Origin of the sequence: Streptosporangium sp. NPDC023615 (assembly GCF_040640155.1) — a bacterium.
In the GTDB taxonomy this organism is placed as follows: Bacteria; Actinomycetota; Actinomycetes; order Streptosporangiales; family Streptosporangiaceae; genus Streptosporangium.
The window spans coordinates 1-18,806 of the sequence record NZ_JBFABE010000051.1; the positions used below are offsets into that span (position 1 = coordinate 1).

21 protein-coding genes and 2 pseudogenes are annotated in these 18,806 nt (G+C 70.5%); 14 read left to right on the plus strand and 9 right to left on the minus strand.

Annotated elements, in window-relative coordinates:
* Positions 1-143: 143 nt before the first annotated feature.
* Entirely contained in the window at positions 144-1,265 is a 1,122-nt protein-coding gene (locus tag AB0G16_RS27975) for an alpha/beta hydrolase (RefSeq protein WP_362811159.1), read from the minus strand.
* Between the two features lie 70 nt (positions 1,266-1,335).
* Here AB0G16_RS27975 and AB0G16_RS27980 point away from each other — a divergent pair, with 70 nt between their 5' ends.
* The 4 genes from AB0G16_RS27980 to AB0G16_RS27995 all read left to right on the plus strand — a co-directional run bounded on the left by AB0G16_RS27980 (position 1,336) and on the right by AB0G16_RS27995 (position 3,974).
* Positions 1,336-1,935, plus strand: coding sequence for a GNAT family N-acetyltransferase (locus AB0G16_RS27980; RefSeq protein ID WP_362811162.1), 600 nt, complete (start codon positions 1,336-1,338; stop codon positions 1,933-1,935).
* Positions 1,932-2,906 carry a PaaX family transcriptional regulator C-terminal domain-containing protein gene (locus AB0G16_RS27985; protein WP_362811165.1) on the plus strand — a complete coding sequence of 325 codons (975 nt, stop codon included), beginning with the start codon at positions 1,932-1,934 and terminating at the stop codon, positions 2,904-2,906. Before AB0G16_RS27980 ends, AB0G16_RS27985 begins: the two co-directional genes overlap by 4 nt.
* Before the next feature lie 250 nt (positions 2,907-3,156).
* Positions 3,157-3,459, plus strand: coding sequence for a metalloregulator ArsR/SmtB family transcription factor (locus AB0G16_RS27990; protein WP_362811168.1), 303 nt, complete (start codon positions 3,157-3,159; stop codon positions 3,457-3,459).
* Positions 3,456-3,974 carry an SRPBCC domain-containing protein gene (locus tag AB0G16_RS27995; protein WP_362811171.1) on the plus strand — a complete coding sequence of 173 codons (519 nt, stop codon included), beginning with the start codon at positions 3,456-3,458 and terminating at the stop codon, positions 3,972-3,974. The genes AB0G16_RS27990 and AB0G16_RS27995 overlap by 4 nt, the downstream gene beginning before the upstream one ends.
* Before the next feature lie 218 nt (positions 3,975-4,192).
* On the opposite strand, the gene AB0G16_RS28000 is transcribed toward AB0G16_RS27995, so the two are convergent.
* The 3 genes from AB0G16_RS28000 to AB0G16_RS28010 all read right to left on the minus strand — a co-directional run bounded on the left by AB0G16_RS28000 (position 4,193) and on the right by AB0G16_RS28010 (position 6,165).
* Positions 4,193-4,456 (minus strand): hypothetical protein, encoded by a 264-nt coding sequence (locus tag AB0G16_RS28000; RefSeq protein WP_362811174.1) that lies wholly within the window; start codon positions 4,454-4,456, stop codon positions 4,193-4,195.
* Between the two features lie 91 nt (positions 4,457-4,547).
* A complete protein-coding gene (locus AB0G16_RS28005) occupies positions 4,548-5,489 on the minus strand; it encodes an SDR family oxidoreductase (protein ID WP_362811177.1) in 942 nt (313 codons plus the stop codon).
* A gap of 52 nt (positions 5,490-5,541) precedes the next feature.
* The gene (locus AB0G16_RS28010) at positions 5,542-6,165 is read right to left on the minus strand and encodes an NAD(P)-binding domain-containing protein (RefSeq protein ID WP_362811180.1); all 624 of its coding nucleotides are present in this window, start codon (positions 6,163-6,165) and stop codon (positions 5,542-5,544) included.
* 210 nt (positions 6,166-6,375) lie between these two features.
* Between AB0G16_RS28010 and AB0G16_RS28015 the strand changes: the two are divergent.
* Both AB0G16_RS28015 and AB0G16_RS28020 read left to right on the plus strand, forming a co-directional pair.
* Positions 6,376-6,594 (plus strand): annotated as a pseudogene (locus tag AB0G16_RS28015) (helix-turn-helix domain-containing protein); the annotation flags it as partial.
* A gap of 224 nt (positions 6,595-6,818) precedes the next feature.
* A complete protein-coding gene (locus AB0G16_RS28020) occupies positions 6,819-6,884 on the plus strand; it encodes a hypothetical protein (protein ID WP_362811307.1) in 66 nt (21 codons plus the stop codon).
* Between the two features lie 46 nt (positions 6,885-6,930).
* Here the strand turns inward: AB0G16_RS28020 and AB0G16_RS28025 are convergent, their stop codons facing one another.
* Both AB0G16_RS28025 and AB0G16_RS28030 read right to left on the minus strand, forming a co-directional pair.
* On the minus strand, positions 6,931-7,584 hold the full coding sequence (locus tag AB0G16_RS28025; protein ID WP_362811183.1) for a hypothetical protein: 654 nt from the start codon (positions 7,582-7,584) through the stop codon (positions 6,931-6,933).
* Positions 7,577-8,545, minus strand: coding sequence for a sugar-binding domain-containing protein (locus AB0G16_RS28030; RefSeq protein ID WP_362811186.1), 969 nt, complete (start codon positions 8,543-8,545; stop codon positions 7,577-7,579). Before AB0G16_RS28030 ends, AB0G16_RS28025 begins: the two co-directional genes overlap by 8 nt.
* Before the next feature lie 146 nt (positions 8,546-8,691).
* Here AB0G16_RS28030 and AB0G16_RS28035 point away from each other — a divergent pair, with 146 nt between their 5' ends.
* The 8 genes and pseudogenes from AB0G16_RS28035 (at position 8,692) to AB0G16_RS28070 (ending at position 16,427) form a co-directional block, all read left to right on the plus strand.
* Positions 8,692-9,726, plus strand: coding sequence for an ABC transporter permease (locus AB0G16_RS28035; protein ID WP_362811189.1), 1,035 nt, complete (start codon positions 8,692-8,694; stop codon positions 9,724-9,726).
* Positions 9,727-9,732: 6 nt separating this feature from the next.
* Entirely contained in the window at positions 9,733-10,734 is a 1,002-nt protein-coding gene (locus tag AB0G16_RS28040; RefSeq protein ID WP_362811191.1) for a substrate-binding domain-containing protein, read from the plus strand.
* Positions 10,735-12,351 carry a sugar ABC transporter ATP-binding protein gene (locus tag AB0G16_RS28045; RefSeq protein ID WP_362811194.1) on the plus strand — a complete coding sequence of 539 codons (1,617 nt, stop codon included), beginning with the start codon at positions 10,735-10,737 and terminating at the stop codon, positions 12,349-12,351.
* 47 nt (positions 12,352-12,398) lie between these two features.
* The gene (locus AB0G16_RS28050; protein ID WP_362811196.1) at positions 12,399-13,070 is read left to right on the plus strand and encodes an SIS domain-containing protein; all 672 of its coding nucleotides are present in this window, start codon (positions 12,399-12,401) and stop codon (positions 13,068-13,070) included.
* 2 nt (positions 13,071-13,072) lie between these two features.
* The gene (gene xylB, locus AB0G16_RS28055; protein WP_362811197.1) at positions 13,073-14,539 is read left to right on the plus strand and encodes a xylulokinase; all 1,467 of its coding nucleotides are present in this window, start codon (positions 13,073-13,075) and stop codon (positions 14,537-14,539) included.
* A gap of 63 nt (positions 14,540-14,602) precedes the next feature.
* The gene (locus tag AB0G16_RS28060) at positions 14,603-15,247 is read left to right on the plus strand and encodes a transaldolase family protein (protein WP_362811200.1); all 645 of its coding nucleotides are present in this window, start codon (positions 14,603-14,605) and stop codon (positions 15,245-15,247) included.
* A gap of 84 nt (positions 15,248-15,331) precedes the next feature.
* Positions 15,332-15,565: pseudogene (locus tag AB0G16_RS28065) on the plus strand (transposase family protein); the annotation flags it as partial.
* 247 nt (positions 15,566-15,812) lie between these two features.
* Positions 15,813-16,427 (plus strand): hypothetical protein, encoded by a 615-nt coding sequence (locus AB0G16_RS28070; protein WP_362811203.1) that lies wholly within the window; start codon positions 15,813-15,815, stop codon positions 16,425-16,427.
* Positions 16,428-16,787: 360 nt separating this feature from the next.
* Here AB0G16_RS28070 and AB0G16_RS28075 read toward each other — a convergent pair whose 3' ends face one another.
* The 3 genes from AB0G16_RS28075 to AB0G16_RS28085 all read right to left on the minus strand — a co-directional run bounded on the left by AB0G16_RS28075 (position 16,788) and on the right by AB0G16_RS28085 (position 18,805).
* Positions 16,788-17,216: a hypothetical protein gene (locus AB0G16_RS28075; protein WP_362811206.1), complete on the minus strand. Its 429-nt coding sequence runs from the start codon at positions 17,214-17,216 to the stop codon at positions 16,788-16,790.
* Between the two features lie 462 nt (positions 17,217-17,678).
* A complete protein-coding gene (locus tag AB0G16_RS28080; protein WP_362811310.1) occupies positions 17,679-17,765 on the minus strand; it encodes a hypothetical protein in 87 nt (28 codons plus the stop codon).
* A 320-nt stretch (positions 17,766-18,085) separates the two neighbouring features.
* A complete protein-coding gene (locus AB0G16_RS28085) occupies positions 18,086-18,805 on the minus strand; it encodes a VOC family protein (protein ID WP_362811209.1) in 720 nt (239 codons plus the stop codon).
* Position 18,806: the final 1 nt, after the last annotated feature.

Sequence of the window (18,806 nt, forward strand, 5' to 3'; positions counted from 1 at the left end):
GTAGCCGGCATCGGCGCACAGGTACCGGAACGGCGTGCCGGCCGCGAGCTCCTCCCTCAGCATGTCGATCACCAGCTGGGGCTTGGTGCGGAAGACCACATGCTCGGGCATCCCTGCCAGTGTGGCACCCCTTTCACGGCTCCCTAATGCCGCTGCTGTTCGAGGAAGCGCCGCTGGTCGTCGAGGAGGCCGGCCGGGAAGAGCGCGCGCGGGGCGAACACGGCCGTCAGGGCCAGCCGCCAGGAGGAGCGCTCGATCGGGGTGCGGACCAGGGCGTGGGTGGCGCCCGGGTAGCGGCGCACGGTCAGTGTGCCGGGCGCGAGCAGGCTCCGGTAGGCGGCCTCGGTCTCGGCGCCGTCCACGTTGAGGTCGTCGGCGCCCGAGATCAGCAGCACCGGGACGGACGGCATGGCCCGCAGGTCGGTGGTCGCGTCCGCCGTGTGGTTGCGGCTGATGAACGACCAGCGTTCCGCGGTGAGTTCCCGGTCGGCGCCCGGACTCGCCCGGTACTCCTCGTACGCGGCCCCGCGCCGCAGCAGCGCGAGGGTGGCCTCGCGGGTGCGCAGGGCGTTCGCCGTGCGCACGGCGGAGGCCCCCTCGGCGCGGAGACGGGCGCGCAGGTTGTACTCCCCCTGGCGGTGCCAGTTCACCGCGGTGCCGACCGCGATGACGAAGCGGACTCCGGGGGCCGGAGCCCGGGCCACCACCTTGGGCAGCACCCATCCGGCCTGGCTGGCCCCCCACAACCCGATCCGGGCGGGGTCGACGTCGGGGCGTGCGGCGGCCCAGGCGAGCGCGTCGGTGGTCTCGCGGGCCCGCTCGTCCATGGTCTGGCCCAGCCAGTCGGCGGGCTTGTCCAGGGAGAGCGAGGCGTACCCGGCACGGGCGAAAGCCTCCCAGTACGGCCGGTAGAAGCCGTCGTGGGTGGCGTCGACCGGGCCGTCGCCGTGCACGAAGACGACGAGCGGGAAGGGGCCCCGCCCCTCGGGGGTGGCGAGCACGCCGGGGAGCTCGCGGCCGGCGGCCGGGACGGTGACGTGCTGCTCGCGCAGGGCGTAGTCGTGCTGCCAGAGGACGACGCCCGTGAGGAGCAGGGCGGTGGCGAGGAGGACGGCGGCGGTACGGAGGAGCGCGGTGCGCAGCCGCCTGCGGGGTTTGCGGGGGGCGAGGGGCGTGCCGGGTGCGTCAGGCAGGGCGGGTGTGGTGGGTGTGGTGAGTGGGGCGGATGCGGCGGGCGTGGACGGTTTGCGGAGCAGCCGGGCCATGTGAGAACTCCTGTCATTCGCTTAAAGTAAGAACGATCGTAGCGACAACGAACGTAGTAAGCTTATGCGTATGACGACGGAGAGCGTGGACGTACGGCGCGGGGTGCCCGAGGGCGCCGCGGAGCGCGTCGCCGAGCTGTACTGGGAGGCCTTCGGGCGCAAGCTGGGCGTGGCCCTGGGTCCCGCCGAGGAGGGGCGGCGCTTCATCGCCGCCCACCTGCACGCGGACCGCGCGGTGAGCGCGGTGTCGGGCGACGGCCGACTGCTGGGCGTGGCGGGCTACCACCTCGCCGGCCATGGCCTGACCGGCGGCGACGCGGCCGCGGTCAGAGCGGCGTACGGGCAGGTCAGGGGCTTGTACCGAGTGTTCCTGCTGGCTCTGCTGGAGCGCACCCCGGCCCGCGACGAGCTGCTCATGGACGGCATCGCCGTGGATTCCGCCGAGCGGGGCCGGGGCATCGGCGGCCTGCTGCTGCGGGAGGTGGAGGCGGTCGCCGCGGAGCAGGGGTGCCGGCGCATCCGGCTCGACGTGATCGCCGAGAACCCGCGAGCGCGGGCCCTGTACGAACGGCACGGGTTCCACGCGGTGAAAGTGCAGCGGACGCCGTGGCTGCGGGACGTCCTCGGATTCGGGGCCGTGACGACGATGCACAAGGCGGTGGCGCGGTGAGCGCGGGCGAGGCGGCGGGCTCCGTCCCGACGCGCATGGTGGTGCATGCGCTGGTCCGGGAGGACGGGACCGTCGAGGGCGGCGAGCTGTACCGGGTCGCGGGACTGCTCGGGATGACCGACCAGCAGGTGCGGCTGTGCGTGAAGCGGCTGGTGACGGAGGGGCAGTTCACCGTGGAGGGCCGGGGGCGGCGGGCCGTACTACGGCTCGCGGCGGCCGCGGGGGCCGGGCCGGCGCACGTACCGGAGGTGGAGTTCGTACGGCACGCGTACCGGCAGGACGCCGGCCTGGAGCCCTGGGACGGCACCTGGCACGCCTTCGCCTTCGCCGTACCGGAATCCGCGCGGGCGGCCCGGGACGCCCTGCGGGACGCCCTGACCGGGCTGGGGGCGGCGCCGGTGCAGGGCGGCCTGTACGTCACGCCGAACGCGATCGGCCCGTACGTACGGGCCCGCGCGGCGGAGCTGGGCGTACCGGAGGCGCTGACCTGCCTGACCACCCGCGACCTGGAGGTCGGCGGGGCCACGGATCCGGCGGCCGTGGCGGCCCGCCTGTGGCCGCTTCCCGCGATCGCGGCCCGCTACGAGGCACTGCACACCCTGGCAGCCGCCGATGCACCCAGGGCGGCCGGGGACACCAGGGGCACCGGAGCGGCAGGCGCCGGCACGGGCGCCCGGGAGGCAGGCACGGGGCTCGCAGGTGCCGGAGGCGCGGGCGGCGGGGACCGTGACGGGGCGGTCGCGCTGGCGCGTGCCGTCGGGCTGGCCGCCGCGTTCTCCACCGCGATGCTCCCCGACCCGCTGCTGCCGCCCGAGCTGCTGCCGCAGCCCTGGCCGGGGACGGCGGGCCGGGCCGCCGCCGCGGCAGCCTGGGAACGGCTGTGCGAGGCCGCCCCGGCCGGAGGACCACGGTTGTTCCGGCTGTACGCGGAGGCCTCGGGCCGCCCCGGGGCCGCCACCGACGAGGAGTGACGCTACGAACCACCGAAACGCTCCTGGGCCGGGATTTCGTCGTCGCGGAACACCGCCGGGCCCTTGCGACGCGATCAGCCCGTACGGGTGATCCGGCCGGCCGGCCGCACCGCCGGGCCGTCGCCGTCCCCTCCCCCGCCGGACGAGGGACCGGCTCCACGACGATGCCGCCGTAGGTGGCGGGGACCGGACCCGTCGCCGGCCCGGCCCTGGATTGCGGGATCATATTTCCATATGGAAATATGAACGGATGAGCGCCTACGCAGCCCTGGCCGAGCCGCACCGCAGGAAGATTCTCGACCTGCTGCGTGAGGGCGAGCGGCCCGCCGGGGAGCTGGTGAAACGCCTTGATCTCAGCCAGCCCGGCGTGTCCAAGCACCTCAAGGTGTTACGCGAGGCCGGACTCGTCGCGGTGCGCGTGGAGGGCAAGCGGCGTGTGTACGCGCTACGCCCGGAGCCCCTCGCCGAGGTCGACCACTGGCTGGAGCCCTATCGCGCGTTCTGGTCGAGGCGCCTCGACGCCCTGGAACGACACCTGGAGGAGAACCCATGACGGACGGAACCCTGGAGACCATCGACGGCCGCCCGGCGCTGCGCTTCGAGCGCACGCTCGCCTATCCGATCGAGCGCGTGTGGCGAGCCGTCAGCGTGCCGGCGGAGCTCGGGAGCTGGTTTCCCGCGGCCGCCGACTGGACGCCGGCGACGGGTGAGATCTTCGAGGCCGGCGGCGCGACCGGCGAGGTGACCGAGGTCGATCCTCCCCATCGCCTGGCCTGGACCTACGCCGGCCAGTCGTACAGCTTCGATCTGGCCGCCCACGGAGACGGCTGCCGCCTGATCTTCACCCACGTCATCGACGACCGCGGCCTCTCGGCGCAGACCGCCACCGGCTGGGACGCCTACCTCTCGCGGCTTGAGCCTCATCTCGCGGGCAAGGACCTCTCCGAAGAGGACGCGCACGCGGGGTGGGCGGAGAAGCACGAGCGGTACGCCGAGCGCTTCGGGGTCGACCCGGCGCCGGGCCGGCGCTTCGCGGCGGTTCTGCGGGGAGACGACGGCGACGCCTGAGGCTGGTGACCGCGCTTGCGAGTCGGCCGCCGTGTCCGCCGGGTCACGGCACGGCGACCGGCGCCGAGGCGGACGCTCCCGCCCGACCGGGACGCCTTCCTCAGCGGGGACGTCCTCACGGACGTCCGGGACGTCCGGCCCGTCCGCCAAGACGTCCTGCGAGACGTCTGGGACGTCTTGGGGTGCCATCTTCCCCGCCGCGTCCCAGCCGGTGTGGTTCAAGCTGTGCCGTGGCTCCTGGCCGCGTTGTGCAGGTGGGTGCGCGGCGTGCCGCGCAGTTGCGCGAGCGGTGTGCGCGCACCGAGCCGGTGCAGGAACTCCTGGACGTCCCAGGTGATCAGGGCGCCTTGGCGGGACAAATACAGGCCGACGCGGTTGATGCGGTAGAGGTCGTCGTAGTCGAGCAGCAGGTAGCCGGCGAGTCGGCAGATCTCCTCGCGGCCCGGCCGCCGCGGGTTGCGGGTGGCTTTGCAGTCCAGCAAAAGGCCGTTGAGGATGTAGTCGGCGTCGGCTCCGCCGATGTCGCCGCTTCCGTGTCATGTGCCGGGGTCGTTGAGCTTCGGGTCCTTGCCGTCAGATGGCGGGGAAGTAGTGGCCGTTGTCCAGATCGGCGAGGAGGCGGGGCTGAGCGGGTTCCCAGCCGAGGGTCTGTCGGGTGAGGAGGTTGGACGCCGGGTAGCTCTGCGTGACGATGTTCGCGAGGAACCCGAAGTATCCCGGTAGCACCAGTTCGTCCACGGGAACGCTCACGGCGGGCAGGCCCAGACGGCTGCCGATGGCCTCGGCGATCTCGCGGAACGGGATGCCCCCGTCGTCGACCGCGTGCCAGTATTTGCCGGCCGGGCCCTTCTCCAGCGCCAGGCGGAACAAGGAGGCAACATCGCGGATGTGCACGGCGTTCCACAGGTTCGCGCCGTCTCCGGGGTAGCCGATGAAGCCCTTCTCCTTCGCGAGCGCGATCAGCGTCGGGAGGAAGCCGTCACGATCGGTCGTGCTGTGTGCGATGTTGGCGATCCGCACGACCGAAGACCGCACCCCCTGCTCGGCGAGGCCGACTACGGCGGTTTCCACGACGTTACGAGCCCGCATGGTGCCCTTGTGCTCGTCTCCACCGGGAAGGGCCGGGTCCTCCTCGGTGGCCGTCCGGCCCAGGAATCCCTGCCCGGGCGAGCCGATGCTCCCCGCCGCGACCAGCGGCTTTCCGGTTCCCGCCAGTACCTCGCCGTAGGCGAGCATGATCGGGAGCTCGGCGGAGGCCACGGCGTGGATCCCGCCGGAGAAAAGCAGGTCTTGCCGGTGCGCGACGTGGATGACGCCGTCGGAGTCCGCAGCCGCTTCCTTGAGCCCGTCGAGATCCCCGAGGTCGCCGCGACGCACCTTCGCACCGAGCGCGGACAGCGCCGCCGCGGCAGTGTCCGACCGGGCCAGGCCGGTGACCTCGTGCCCGGCGGCGATGAGCTCGGGGACGATGTACGAACCGGAATGGCCGGTCCCGCCAGTGACGAAAACGCGCATTCTGCTGTTCCTTATGAGTGAGGTGGCGCGAGAATCGGTGCTGCGGGTGCGCTCAGCTGGGATTGCTGACGCCGAGGGCGAAGTTGAAGTCCCCCGCTCCGTGGCGGGCCAGGTTGATCATCAGCAGGCCCGTCCCTTCCAGCCAGTGCGCCATCTCCAGGTCTCCGGCATCCAGGGGGCGCAACCCGAGGCTCTCGATGAACGCCGACACGCTTGCCTTGGCCCGCGCGTCGTCGCCGGCGAAGAACACGTCCAATGGGCGCCCCAGGGCCAGGACGTGGCCGAAGACGGTGTTGAACGCCTTCACGACGTGCGCGCTCGCCGGTGCGGCCTTGGCGATCTCCTGCGCGGCGGAAGTGCCGTCAGGGGTGGTCAGCCCGGTGGCGTCGGCTTTCATGGGATTGGTGATGTCGATGATGACCTTGCCGGCTAGCGCGTCCCCGTACTGGGCGACGACCGGCACGGCGCTGGCGTTCGGCACGGCGAGGATGACGATGTCGCCGGCTGGGGCGGTGGCGAATGTCCCGGCCGTGGCGCCGCCGCCGAGTGCGGCGGCCAGTTCCTTGGCCTTGGCCGCGTCGCGGCCGACGACCTCGACGGCGTGGCCGCCCTCGACCGCGCGGGCGCCAATGGCGCGGCCCATACCCCCCAGGCCGATGATGCTGATGCTGCTCATGGGGTGACTGCTTTCTGGAGCTGGACAGGACGACATGCCCACCCGTCGTTGTCAACGGCTGTGTCATCGACGTCCCCATTTGGTTAACGTGTGAACCAGAACGTACGCGGCATTTAGTTACCATGTCAACCAGACGGTAAAGTGACGTACGTGACCGAGCCGCGGTGGTTGGACGAGCGAGAACAGCAGGCCTGGCGCAGCTTGATGAAGATGCACGACGGGCTGTCGGAGTTCATCGAGCGGCAGCTGCGCAACCGGTGCGGGCTGTCCGGCGCCGACTACCAGGTCCTGGCCCATCTCTCCGAGGCGCCCGAAGGCCAGCTGAGGTCGTTCGAACTCGGCCGGTTGTTGCGCTGGGAGAAGAGCCGCCTGTCGCAGCACCTGGGCCGGATGCAGAATCGCGGCCTGGTGTCTCGCGAGCGGTGCCTCGCCGACCAACGGGGGGCGGTGGTCGCCATCACTCCCCGGGGCAGCGACCTGATCAAGGACGCGGCTCCGCAGCACGTGGCCGACGTCCGCGACGTGCTCATTGATCATCTCACTGCGACAGAGATGGCGATGCTCGTCACCATCGGCGACAAAGTCGGCGAACGGCTGGCGGCGCTGGAACACAAGCACGCCGCCGGACTACCGCCGAGACCAAAGCCGGCGAAATCGGCACCTGGTTCAAAACCCAGCACAGCCATGGTCACGGACACGCCATGACCATGGCCCGATGAACTGGGATGATCGGACTTGTCCAAGGTCCCGTCCACACCGGCTCAATCAGTCGTGAGACGGTGCCTGGGCGCCTCGTAGGTCGGAGAGCCATGCTCGGGGCGTGGGCGAGCCGAACAGGTCGGTGCCGCTGACCAGCCAATCGGCGCCGCCGGCCGTGGCGCGACGGCCGATCTCGCGGGTCACGCCGCCGTCGAGCCCCAGCAGGCGGGAGGCTCCGGAGGCGGCCTCCCGGAGCGCCCGCACGGTCGCGAGGGCCGACTCGTCGAACGTGGCGCCGGCCTCCCCCGGGACGACCGACATGGTGAGGACGGCCAGTTCGTCCGAGGGCACGAACGTCGCCGGGGTGCCCCGGGACAGGGCCAGCGCCGGCCGGGAACCGCGTCGTTCGATACGGTCGAGCGCCGCCCGCCACCCCTCGGCCTCGGCGTGGACGACGACGAGCTCGCAGAAGCCGGTCCATGCGTCGAGGCGGGCGAGCGGGTCGGTGACCATGAGGTGGGCCTCGGCGCGCATCCCGCTCTCCCCGGTCATCGCGGCGGCCGTCTCGGCCGAGAACCCGCCCTCACGGGCGAAGACGCCGTCGGTGGTGTCCCAGTGGAGCACGTCGAGCCCGGCGTCGCGAAGCCGGTGCGCCTCACGTGCCTGTGCGGCCGGGGGGACCGACCACAGGGAGCCCGCGATCCGCATGCGCTCAGCCACCGGCGGGGTGGTCGAAAGGCTCCTGGAGCACGACCTCGGCGAGGGCTCGGTCGGTGACCAGGGAGGACAGCAGCCCGGAGCGGGCCACGGCGAGCACGGCCTCAGCCTTGTCGGCGCCTGCGGCGACCGCGATGACGCGTGGCACGCGCCCGAGCTCCTGGGCGCTGATGGACAGGCACCGCTCGGCGAAGTCCTCTCCGACGAGGCGTCCGTGGCGGTCGATGAGGATCCCGGCGACCTCGGCCTGCACCCCCCTGGCCGCGAGTTCCGCGCGGTCGGCGTCGGACATGACCTCGCGGAACTGCGAGATCGGCGGATCCCATGAGCCGACGGCGACCACGGCGACGGTCACCTGGGTGAACAGCCGCATGGCCGCGGCGACGTCGGTCTGCCGTCGGAGGGCTGCCGCGGTCGCCGCGTCCTCCACGACCAGTGGCGCGAAGATGGCGTGCGCCTTGCCTCCCGCGCTCAGCGAGGCCTTGCGCACGACCTCGACGGGTGACTCGGCAAGGTCGGAGCCGACGGCACCGGTGAGCTGCACGACCGAGACGGGCGGTAGGGAGGTGAGGTGCTCGGTCATCGCGGTGAGGGTTCTGCCCCACGCCAGGCCGAGGACGTCGCCGGGGTGGAGCGTCTCGGTGAGCAAGGTTGCGGCGGCGGCCCCGACCTGGCTGCGCACCTGCGCGTCGGTTCCGAGCGTTTCGACGACAATCGCCTCGCGCAGCCGCATATGTGCGCTGAGCTGGGCGGACATGACGTCGTCGACATACCCGGCGTCCCTTAGAGTGATGGTCACGACACCGGTGCTCTTCGCCTGCTCAAGCAGTCGGGCGATCTTGAATCGCGAGAGCCCGAGCTCCTTGGCGATCTCCACCTTCGAGACGTCATCAATGTAGAAGCGTCTCGCGACGGTCGCCATGAGCCTTCGTTCGGCGGCCGTCACCTTCGCAGTATCGCTCATATGAGCGCCATTATTGCTCATTCGTTACCTCACTGCGACCCGTATGTCTTGTTAGCAGACTCTGATGGACCTTATAGTACACAAACGAGCACCCTGAATGCTCATATGAGCGGAGCTCGGGAGGGGTAGTTGTGAGAACACGCCGTATGCCGGACGAGATCGGGATCTTCGGAATTCTGATCCTGGTCGCCCTCGTCATGAGCCTGCTGTCCGAGAACTTCCGGACCGTCGACAACCTACAGATCTTGCTGCTCAACGGCGCGGTCATCGCCTTCCTCGCCCTGGGGCAGACCTTCGTGCTCCTGACAGGAGGCATCGACCTGTCCACGGGGTCGAACGTCGCCCTGACGGGGATGCTGGCGGCGGTCGTCATGAAGGCAGGGGTCGGGTGGCCGATCGCCGCGCTGGTGGCCATTGTCGCAGGGATCGCAGTCGGCCTGTTCAACGGCGCGATCATCCATTACCTGAAGCTTCCGCCGTTCATCGTGACCTTCTCCACCTTCGGCATCGCCGCGAGCATTCCCCAGATCATGACCGGCGCGAAGTCGGTGTCGGTCACCGACCCGATGTTCGCCGTCATCGGCCGCGGCGCCTTGCTGGGCGTCCCGATGCCGGTCGTCCTGGTCATCGTCGCCGCCTGCGTCCTGGCCTTCTTCCTGCGCAGGACCGCGACGGGCGTGCACATCTACGCCGTCGGCGGCAACACCGAGACCAGCCGCCTTGCCGGGATCGGGATCGGGCGCACCACCATGCTGGTCTACGCGGTGAGCGGCCTGTGCGCGGCGTTCGGCGGGCTCATCACCACCAGCCGGCTCATGGTCGGCTACCCCACCGCCGGTTCGGGCAACGAGCTGTTCTTCTCCATCGCAGCGGCCGTCGTCGGCGGCGTCAGCCTGTTCGGCGGAATCGGCTCCGTCCCCGGCGCCTTCCTCGGCGCGGTGCTGATCGCGACCGTGTCCAACGGCATGAACGTCATCGGCGTCGACAGCTTCTGGCAGCCGCTCGTCATCGGCGTCATCATCCTGCTCGGCGTCAGCCTCGACACCTACCGCCGCAGGCTCTCACTCTCCGACTTCTCCCGGCTGTTCAGCCGTTCCGGTCCCCCGGGCCCGACAGCTCGTGAACCGCTCGATTCCCTCGCGCCGGGCGAAGGCGCTGTTTCCATCGAAAACCAAAGGTAGCTCCCCATGAAACGACGTTTTTCCCTGGCCACCGGCGCGGCGCTCGCCGCGCTGACCCTCGCCGGATGCAGCACAGGGGTCGACACCGGCGCCCAGGCCGGCGCCGGCAAGCCCGAGGGCGGCATCCCCCGGCCCGAGGCGTGCGCCGCCGACTCCAAGTACGTGGCGGTCGCGCTCCCCAACCTGACCAACCCCTACTACGTGGCCATGAAGAAGGGCTTCGAGACGGCGGGCCAGGCGGCGGGCTTCAAGACCGAGGTCCAGATCGCCAACGACGACGACGCGGCACAGCTCGCCCAGGTCCAGGCGATGCTCCAGAAGAAGCCGTGCGCGCTCGCGCTCAACCCCGTGAAGTCCGAGCCCGCCGCAGCGATCGTGAAACTGGCCAACGACGCGGGCGTGCCCGTGTTCACCGTGAACGTCACCGTGGACGACGCCGCGCTCAAGGCCCAGGGCGCGAGCATCGTGCAGTACCTCGGCGCCGACAACGCCGCAGGCGGGAAGCAGGTGGCCGAGCAGGTGCTCAAGGACCTCGGCGCCGACGCCGACCTCAAGGTCGGTTTCATCACCGAGCCCGACGAGGGCCCGGTCGTCGCCCGGGACAAGGGCTTCGAGGACACCATCGCCGCCGACGCCAAGGCCAAGATCGTGGCCAAGGTGGACGGCAACGTCAAGCCCGACGACAGCCTTGCCGCGACCACCGAGCTGCTCCAGGGCAACCCGGACGTGAACGTCCTGTTCACCAGCACCGGCCCCGCCTCCTATGGAGCGCTCCAAGCCATCCAGAGCGGCGGCAAGAAGGTCAAGGTCTACGGCTTCTGCGCGGCCGACGAGCCACTGACCGACCGGTACCCGGCGTGCGTGGCGCAGGAGCCCGAGAACTACGGCAAACGCGTGATCGAGCAGATCTCCGCCTGGCTGGGCGGCGCCAAGCCCGAGGCCCAGATCCTGCGCCCGCTCAAGCTTTACACCAAGGGCCAGACGCCCGCACCGGGCGAGGTGGGCTGAATGACCGGGCCGACGGCGACGGCCACGTCAGGAGCGCACCCCGCACCGGCGGAGGGCCTCCGGGCCGAGGGGATCGTCAAGCGATACGCCGGCGTCCCCGTGCTCTGCGGCGTGACCGTCACCGTCCGGCCCGGCGAGGTCGTCGGACTGGTCGGGCACAACGGCGCGGGCAAGTCCACCCTGCTCAGGACGCTCTCCGGGGCGATCAGGCCGGACGAGGGGACGATCAGCGTGAACGGCGGCCGGATGCAGCTGACCGGCCCCGCGGTCGCCCTGAAGGCCGGCATCTCCACCGTCTACCAGGAGCTGTCGCTCCTGCCGAACCTCACGATCACCCAGAATGTGTTCCTGGGCCGCGAGCGGCGGCGCGGCACGCGGACGCTCGACGGCGAAGGCATGCGCCGGGCGGCCCGGGACCTGGTCGATCGCTTCGGCCTGCGGGTCGACGTGGACCGGCCGCTGGGCCACTATCCGGTGGCCACCCGGCAGCTCCTGGAGATCGCGATCGCCACCGAGCGCGAGACCCGTTTCCTGCTCCTGGACGAGCCGACGACGAGCCTGGAGGGTGAGCAGGTCGACAGGCTGCTCGAACTGATCAGGTCCTTGACCAGGGAGTCGGGACTCGGCGTACTGCTCGTCGACCACAAGCTCGACGAGCTGTACGCCGTGGCCGACTCGATCGTGGCCTTGGTCGACGGTGAGGTCCGAATCGCCGGGCCGGTCGAGGAGACCGACCGGGCGGACGTCATCCGCGCGATCGCGGGTGAGGAAGCCGCCGTGCACCTGGCCGAGACCGGGCAGTACGACCAGCTCCCGGTGGAGGAACTGGGCGACCTGGCCTCAGGGCGGCCCCGGGGACGGCGTCCCGTCCCGGCGCCGCCGGTCGGGGCCCGGCCGAGCCTGCGGGTGCGCGGCCTGCGGGCCCCCGGCCTCACCGACGTGTCCCTCGACGCCTACCCGGGACGGGTTCTCGGCGTCTACGGCCTTGTCGGGTCGGGGCGCACGGAGTTCCTGCGCGCGCTGGTCGGGCTGGACAGGATCGACGCCGGGCGGCTGGAGCTGTTCGAAGAGCCCTATCGGCCGCGCAACCCCTCCCACGCGCGGCGAGCCGGCGTCGTCTACCTCACCGAGGAACGCAAGGTCGACGGGATCGTGCCCGGGCTCGACTCGGCCACGAACGTCGTCCTGCCCGTGCTGCACGCGTTCTCCAGGTACGGAGTGCTGGACCGCCGTGCCATGGCGAGGAGCGCCGCCGGGTTCATGGACCAGCTCCATGTGCGCGGCGACAGGGACGCCCCGGTCGTCAGCCTGTCCGGCGGCAACCAGCAGAAGGTCCTTCTGGCGCGAGCGCTGGCGCAGGAGCCCCGGCTGCTGCTTCTGGACGAGCCCACCAAGGGCGTGGACATCGGCGTGAAGACCGAGATCCATCGCCTGCTCCGCCGCCTCGCCTCCGAGCAGGGCATGACCGTCGTGGTCGTGTCGAGCGAGGAGGAGGAGATCCTCGACGTGTCCGACGACGTCGCGACGTTCTCGCACGGGCGATGCGACGGCGACATCCGGCTCGCCTCCGAGCTCTCGCTGGTCAAACTCCGGCAGGTCGCGTGGGGGGCGGCATGATCCCCCGCCCCGGGCCCGCTCCCCAGGAAAGGCAACAGAGAACATTGATGGCCGCTGCTGCGAACGATGTCCTGTCCGAGGGCCGCGAAGCCGTACGCCGGGAAGCGGACGGCGTGCTGTCCGTCGCCGACCAGCTGGACGACAGCTTCGTGGAGGCGGCCCGCCTGCTCTACGACTGCGAGGGCAAGGTGTTCGTCACGGGGGCCGGGACCTCCGGGGCGGTGGCCCGGCGCATGGCCCATTTGCTGTCCGTCTGCGGCACGCCGGCGCTGTTCATCCAGGCGGCCGACGCCCTGCACGGCACGATGGGAGCCGTCACGGGGGGCGACATCCTGATCGCGATCTCGCGGGGCGGCGGGTCCCGGGAGATCAACGACTTGACCGAGCGCGTACGGGAACGCGGTGCCCGGGTGATCGCCCTGACGGCGGTCACCGAGTCCGAGCTGGGGAACCGCGCGGACCTGGTGGTCAAGCTGGAGAGCCCGCCCGGCGTGGATCCGGGCGAGGTGATCGCCATGGGTTCGACGCTCGTCACCGCGGTGTGGGGCGACGCGCTCGCGTACGTCCTGATGAGGCTGCGCGGCTACGGATGGGAGCAGGTGCTGCACAGTCACCCCTCGGGGGCCGTGGGGCAGATCCACGACGCCCCGGAGCCCCTGCCCGCGCTGACCTTCGACGCCGGCACCGGGGCGGCGGGCGTGCCGAGGGGCACGGTCTGACCATGCCCGTCGTCGCAGGCATCGACAGCTCGACGCAGTCCTGCACCGTGGAGCTCCGTGACGCCGATGACGGTGCGCTGCTCGGGACCGGCCGCGCCCCGCATCCGGCGACGCACCCGCCGCTCAGCGAACAGGATCCCGCGGCCTGGTGGCGCGCCCTGACCACCGCGCTCGCCCTGGCCTGCCGGGACGCGGGCGTACGGCCGGCCTCCATCGACGCCGTGAGCGTGACCGCCCAGTGTCACGGCCTGGTCGCCCTCGACGCCGCCGGCCAGGTCCTGCGGCCTGCCAAGCTGTGGAACGACACGACGTCCGCGTCGCAGGCGGCCGGCCTGGTGGCGCGCTACGGGGCCCGGAACTGGGTGCGCGCTACCGGCCTGACCCCGACCGCCGCGCTGACCGTCACCAAGCTGGCCTGGCTCGCCGAGCACGAGCCCGGCAACCTGCGGCGCCTCACCACCGTGCTGGTGCCGCACGACTGGCTGACGTACCGGCTGACCGGCGAGCGTGTCACGGACCGGTCCGACGCCTCCGGGACCGGCTACTACGCGGCGTTCGAGAACCGGTGGCGTACCGACCTGCTCACCGAGCTGGTGTCGGCGGACGTCGACTGGGACGCGGCGGTTCCCCGGGTGCTCGGCCCCGCCGAACCCGCGGGCCACGTGCTGCCCGAGGTCGCCGCCGAGCTCGGGCTGCGGCCCGGCGTGCTGGTCGGCCCGGGCGGCGGCGACCAGCATCTCGGCGCCGTCGGTCTCGGCCTGAGGACCGGCGACGTCGCCTACAGCCTCGGCACCTCCGGGGTGGTGCTGTCGGTGAGTGCCCACCCCGTCTTCGACTCCACCGGCTGGGTGGACGGCGTCGCGGACGCGACGGGAGGCTACCTGCCGCTGGTGTGCACGCTCAACTCCACCAAGGTCACCGACACCTTCGCCCGCCTGCTGGGAGTCGACGTCGAGACACTGGGCCACCTCGCGCTGGCCGCCGACCCCGCGCGGGCACGGCCTACGCTGGTCGCCTATCTGGACGGTGAACGCAGCCCGGACCTGCCGAACGCCCAGGGGGTGATGGCCGGCCTGACGACCGCCTCGACACGTGAAGGCTTGGCGCTCAGCGTGTTCGAGAGCGTGATCTTCGGGCTGGTGCGCGGGCACCAGGCGATCGACGCCGCGGGCGTGCCGACCCCGGGCGAGGTGGTGGCCGTGGGCGGAGGCGCACGATCCCTCGCCTACCGGCAGGTCCTCGCGGACGTGCTCGGCCGCCCGGTGATCACGCGGGACGCGCCCGAGGCGAGCGCCCGGGGTGCCTGCGTCCAGGGCGCCGCAGTGCTCTCCGGTTCCGGCATCAAGGACGTGCGCGACGCGTGGCGTCCACCTCTGGCGGCGATCGTCCCTCCCCGGCCCGGCGACCCGGCCGCGCTGATGGAGCGCTACCTGCTGCTCGCCGAACAGGTGAGGGCGGACAACGGCTGACAGATCGCCGTCTCACAGACTCGTGCACCCGCCGTTCACAGATCCGTGCAAAGGAATGGACCCATGACCCTCTACGTCGACTCCGCGGAACGCTCGGCCGTTGAACCCCTGCTGGCCACCGGCCTGTTCGCCGGCGTCACCACCAATCCGGCGCTGCTGGCCCGCGCCGGGCTGACCCAGGCCGACCTTCCCGCCGTGTTCACCTGGGCCACGGCCGCGGGCGCGAAGCAGGTGTTCATGCAGACGTTGGGCACGACCGCCGGGGAGATCCTCGCCGCAGGCAGGAGGATCCGCGACCTCGGACCGCAGGCGATCGTGAAGATCCCCGCCACGCGGGAGGGACTGGGCGCCGCCCGTGTCCTGGCGGACGAGGACGTGCCCGTTCTGGTCACCGCCGTCCACCACGCGACGCAGGCACTGTTCGCGGACGCCGTCGGCGCGCGCTTCATCGCGCCGTACGTCGGCCGGATGACGGACCAGGGCCGCGACGGCGTCGCCGAGACGATCCAGATGCGTCAGGTGTTGTCCGGATCGGGCACGCGGGTGCTCGCGGCGAGCCTGCGCGACCGGGAGGACGTCGCGGCGCTGGCCGCCGCGGGCGTGCCCGACTTCGCGCTGAGCGCTCCGCTGTGCGAGGCACTGCTGGCCGACGAGCCCACGCTCGCCGCCGCCGACCGGTTCGAGACCATCGCAGCGCGCCGGAATTGACGACGCCTCTCAGTCGACGGGGGTGCGGGACCCGCGTTCCGATGTCACACGTCGATCCTGTGAGCTGCGGGTTCGGCTGAATCCGCGCTCCGTGGCACCTTGTTCGAACGGCATCGCCATCGGCCTTGGTCGTCACGCGGACAGCGGGACGTCAACCGCGCCCATGCCCGTATCCGAGCCGTCGGCGAGCGTGCCGTGGCGACCTTGAAGTCCTGGAAGGTGCTGAGCAGGCTGCGCTGTCGCCCGCACCGCGCGACCGCACTCGTTCAAGCGATCCTCGTGCTGCAGCTCGTCGAGGAGGGCCGTGATTCAGGATGAAAAGGGCTCACCACAGCAGCAGGACACAATCGCGACATTCATACCAAAGTCAATCTTCAACTGGAATCGACACTGGACCTACGAAAAGGCGGCAGCTGACCACGTAGGCGACACGCCGCGGTGGCATCCCTGCCTGCTGACCCATGCCGCTTAAACTGCGGAAACAGGATCAGGTGGAAACTGGCCTCAGGTCACTCGGGCGAGCGTTCCCGTAAATCGAACGCCATGGACTTCTACGGGGGAAGAAATGACTGGGATCACTCGGTCCGTTGCCGTTGCGGTGGCGGCGTTGCTGGCGGCGGCACTGCTCGGTGGCTGTGGTGACGACACAACGACCGCCCTGAAGCCCGACGTCACCGCGTCCGGAAGTTCGTCGCCCTTGGCGGCCCCACCTCCCGAAGACGCCCCACCGGCGGGCGTCGGCGGACAAAACAAACACAAGGTGGATTGTCCGGCCCAGGCCAACGCCAAGCGGTTCGCGAAGACACGCTTCGCGCTGCACGCGGGCCTCGCCCTGGGAGCCTTCCACCGCTACATCTACAAACCACTACGAAGCGGCGGATTCCAGTCCGGAGCAGATGAGCGAAAGCGCACTTTCCTCAAAGCGGCGGTGGCCGGCGCCTTCGCCATTCACGAGCTGAGAGTCGCTCAAACCTTCGCCGAGGCCAACCCGACGCTGTGCAAAGCCGTCATGGCGGTCGACAACCGCTTCAGTGATCTGACCAACAAACTAGAAAAAGGAAACGCCGCCGCACCCGATCTCGAAGCCAGCAAGAACTCCTTCGACGGCCTGCGGCAAAGCGCCTCGCAAAACGGTTACAACTTCAACGAGCAGAACGTCGCCATACCCGGCGCAAGCTGAGATCACCACCGGCAAGGCCCTGGCAGAACCGCCCCGGTCCGTGTACGGGCCGGCGACTTCGGGGATCTCCGCGATGGCTGGCGCCGATCCCGCGGTGAGGTCGTCGATGACGCACACCTCCAAGCCAAGGAGGACCTCCAGGACCGGCACTGCCTTATCGGGTGGTTGGGCGAGCGCCGCCGCCAGGGCCGGGACCGGGATGATCAACGGGACGACGTCGGCCATGCGGGACCACACGATCGCCTCGACGCAGCGCGTCCTGCGGGGCGCGGAGTCGACGAGGACGATCGTTGTCTACAGCTTCGCGGCGTTCGAATCCCCGCCGGAGATGGTCCGGCGGGGTCGTCAGCGCGGGTTCGCTCAGTTGAAGGGGTTGTCGTAGGTCCAGGTCTCGGTGCGCTCGCGGAAGACGTTGGCGTTGAAGTCCGAGCCCACCAAGGTGAGCGTCACATTGTGAACCGTGCTTCCGTTGTCCACTTCAGCGGAATGCGCAGTCGCGATGTAGGAGGCCGGGCACAGGGCTGTTGGGGAGCCGCCGTTCCAATACAGGGAGGACTTGTAGACGTTGTTCACCAGAACTCTGACGTTCGGCCCGACGAAACTGGAGACGCGGCACAACGAGAGGTTGTACTGGTACTTCTGGTTCGCGTCGTCGAACTGAATCGTTCCGTCCACCCTGGCGAGGAGCTGGGTTCCGTTCCAACCGCCGTACACGGCCAGTGACACGGGGATCGGGGTGCCGTATGCCGCGTGTGCCGGCATGGGCGGCAAGAAGGCCGAAACGGCCATCAGCAGAACGATGACCAGGGACCTCGTCGGGCGAAGCCCCCGCGTACGTGCTTGCAATGCGCAACCTCCTTTGACCGGACGGCGGCGAAACGCCGCACGTCGCGTGCTGCGTGCTGCGGAATTCGGGAGCGGGCCGCACCGGGACAGTATGGGCGGGTGACGAGGCTGTCTAATGTGGCGTCCCGGCGCGGAAAACCACAGGTCACATACGCCCCACGAGCAGAACGGCGACCATTCGCGGTGCCCTTGATCAGGGCGGATTCACCGATCCGTATTTTCGGTGGGTAAGCGGATCCATGGAAGTTTCATACCGCCGCCGGGCGGCTTCGGACCGAAGGACAACGGTCGGCCCGCCACGGTCGGACCATCCCCGGAGGTAGGCGCAGGTCACCTTGGCGTGCCACCGATCCCGTGCGTCGTGGTCGTGGTCGGCCGGCTTGAGCAACATAGTCGATCACCTCGTCAGGCAACTCTGAACGCCCTCGAGGAAAGCGACCAGCGAGTACGGCCGCGCACGCCGCGGATGCGCGGGAACAACAGCCTGCCCACCAGGTCGAACAGAGCGAAATTGATCAACGTGACGCCGTGGGTGTCGGTCGCGTGCTCGGCTTACGGATGGCCGGGGTCGGGACGCCGGGATTCTTGGCGAGCGCGGGCACGAGCCGAAAGCGGGCGGTGTGGTACTGGACGGTGACCTTGCCCTTGCCGGTTCGGCGGGGCGAGCCGGCCGAGCTGAGCACAGACCCCGGCCCACGGCGCAGTCCTTAAAGAGGGCGTGCGCTACCTCGGCGGCATCAATGACCCGCGTGCGCGACCACATGCGCGCGCAGCCGCCCAGCTCGGCGGCCCCGCGCAAGCACCGTACCCGGTCAGAGACCCAGCACGGCCTCGAGGTCGTCGATGGCCGCCAGGGGCTGGGCGAGCTGCCGGCGTTCTGCCCCGGTCAGGGTGAGGGCGCGCGCCCGGGCCAGGGCGTGCCCGGCGGCGGCGTGGTCCTTGGCGCGGACGGCGAGCTCGGCCCGGTAGACCAGTGCCTCCAGCAGCTCGGCCACCGACGCGGTGTCCTTGTCCCGCTCCAGGGCGCCGTCCAGGATCTCGGCCGCCCGCTCGTGATTGCCGTTGGAGTCGCCCATCACGACCGCCCGGTCCAGCGAGGTGGTGAGCCTGCTCGTGGCCTCCTCCTTCTCCGGCAGGGGGCGGGCGGTCGTGAAACGGATCCAGTTGCCGCCTGGGTCGATGACGGCGAAGCCGGAGTGGTTGCCGTCGTTCTTCCGCCTGCGCGGCCGGGTCATCCGGGGGATGCCGGAGACCAGGAGCTTGCCGTGCGCCGCGCGCATGCCCGCGGCGAACGCCTCGAACAGCTCTCCGGTGTCCGGCACGACGATCACGCAGGTCCCGTAGGAGTCTTCGGGCTTGAACGCCTCCGGCATGCCGAAGAAACCCAGCTGGAGATCCTCGCGTTTGAGCAACACGTACGGGTTCGGCCGGACCTGGTAGTAGACCTGGCGGAAACCCAGCATCGTGTAGAAGTCGACCATCTCGTCGACGGAGCAGCAGGGAAGCAGCGGTATGGCGATCTCGTTGGCCATC

What these genes read in the sequence shown, in the direction of transcription:
- AB0G16_RS28040 (WP_362811191.1), top strand. Translation starts at nt 9,733, where the DNA reads ATGAAACGACGTTTTTCCCTGGCCACCGGCGCGGCGCTCGCCGCGCTG.
- AB0G16_RS28075 (WP_362811206.1), bottom strand. Translation starts at nt 17,216, where the DNA reads ATGGCCGTTTCGGCCTTCTTGCCGCCCATGCCGGCACACGCGGCATAC.
- AB0G16_RS27975 (WP_362811159.1), bottom strand. Translation starts at nt 1,265, where the DNA reads ATGGCCCGGCTGCTCCGCAAACCGTCCACGCCCGCCGCATCCGCCCCA.
- AB0G16_RS28045 (WP_362811194.1), top strand. Translation starts at nt 10,735, where the DNA reads ATGACCGGGCCGACGGCGACGGCCACGTCAGGAGCGCACCCCGCACCG.
- AB0G16_RS28035 (WP_362811189.1), top strand. Translation starts at nt 8,692, where the DNA reads ATGCCGGACGAGATCGGGATCTTCGGAATTCTGATCCTGGTCGCCCTC.
- AB0G16_RS28005 (WP_362811177.1), bottom strand. Translation starts at nt 5,489, where the DNA reads ATGCGCGTTTTCGTCACTGGCGGGACCGGCCATTCCGGTTCGTACATC.
- AB0G16_RS27990 (WP_362811168.1), top strand. Translation starts at nt 3,157, where the DNA reads ATGAGCGCCTACGCAGCCCTGGCCGAGCCGCACCGCAGGAAGATTCTC.
- AB0G16_RS28030 (WP_362811186.1), bottom strand. Translation starts at nt 8,545, where the DNA reads ATGAGCGATACTGCGAAGGTGACGGCCGCCGAACGAAGGCTCATGGCG.
- AB0G16_RS28070 (WP_362811203.1), top strand. Translation starts at nt 15,813, where the DNA reads ATGACTGGGATCACTCGGTCCGTTGCCGTTGCGGTGGCGGCGTTGCTG.
- AB0G16_RS27995 (WP_362811171.1), top strand. Translation starts at nt 3,456, where the DNA reads ATGACGGACGGAACCCTGGAGACCATCGACGGCCGCCCGGCGCTGCGC.
- AB0G16_RS28010 (WP_362811180.1), bottom strand. Translation starts at nt 6,165, where the DNA reads ATGAGCAGCATCAGCATCATCGGCCTGGGGGGTATGGGCCGCGCCATT.
- AB0G16_RS28060 (WP_362811200.1), top strand. Translation starts at nt 14,603, where the DNA reads ATGACCCTCTACGTCGACTCCGCGGAACGCTCGGCCGTTGAACCCCTG.
- AB0G16_RS28050 (WP_362811196.1), top strand. Translation starts at nt 12,399, where the DNA reads ATGGCCGCTGCTGCGAACGATGTCCTGTCCGAGGGCCGCGAAGCCGTA.
- AB0G16_RS28085 (WP_362811209.1), bottom strand. Translation starts at nt 18,805, where the DNA reads ATGGCCAACGAGATCGCCATACCGCTGCTTCCCTGCTGCTCCGTCGAC.
- xylB (WP_362811197.1), top strand. Translation starts at nt 13,073, where the DNA reads ATGCCCGTCGTCGCAGGCATCGACAGCTCGACGCAGTCCTGCACCGTG.
- AB0G16_RS27980 (WP_362811162.1), top strand. Translation starts at nt 1,336, where the DNA reads ATGACGACGGAGAGCGTGGACGTACGGCGCGGGGTGCCCGAGGGCGCC.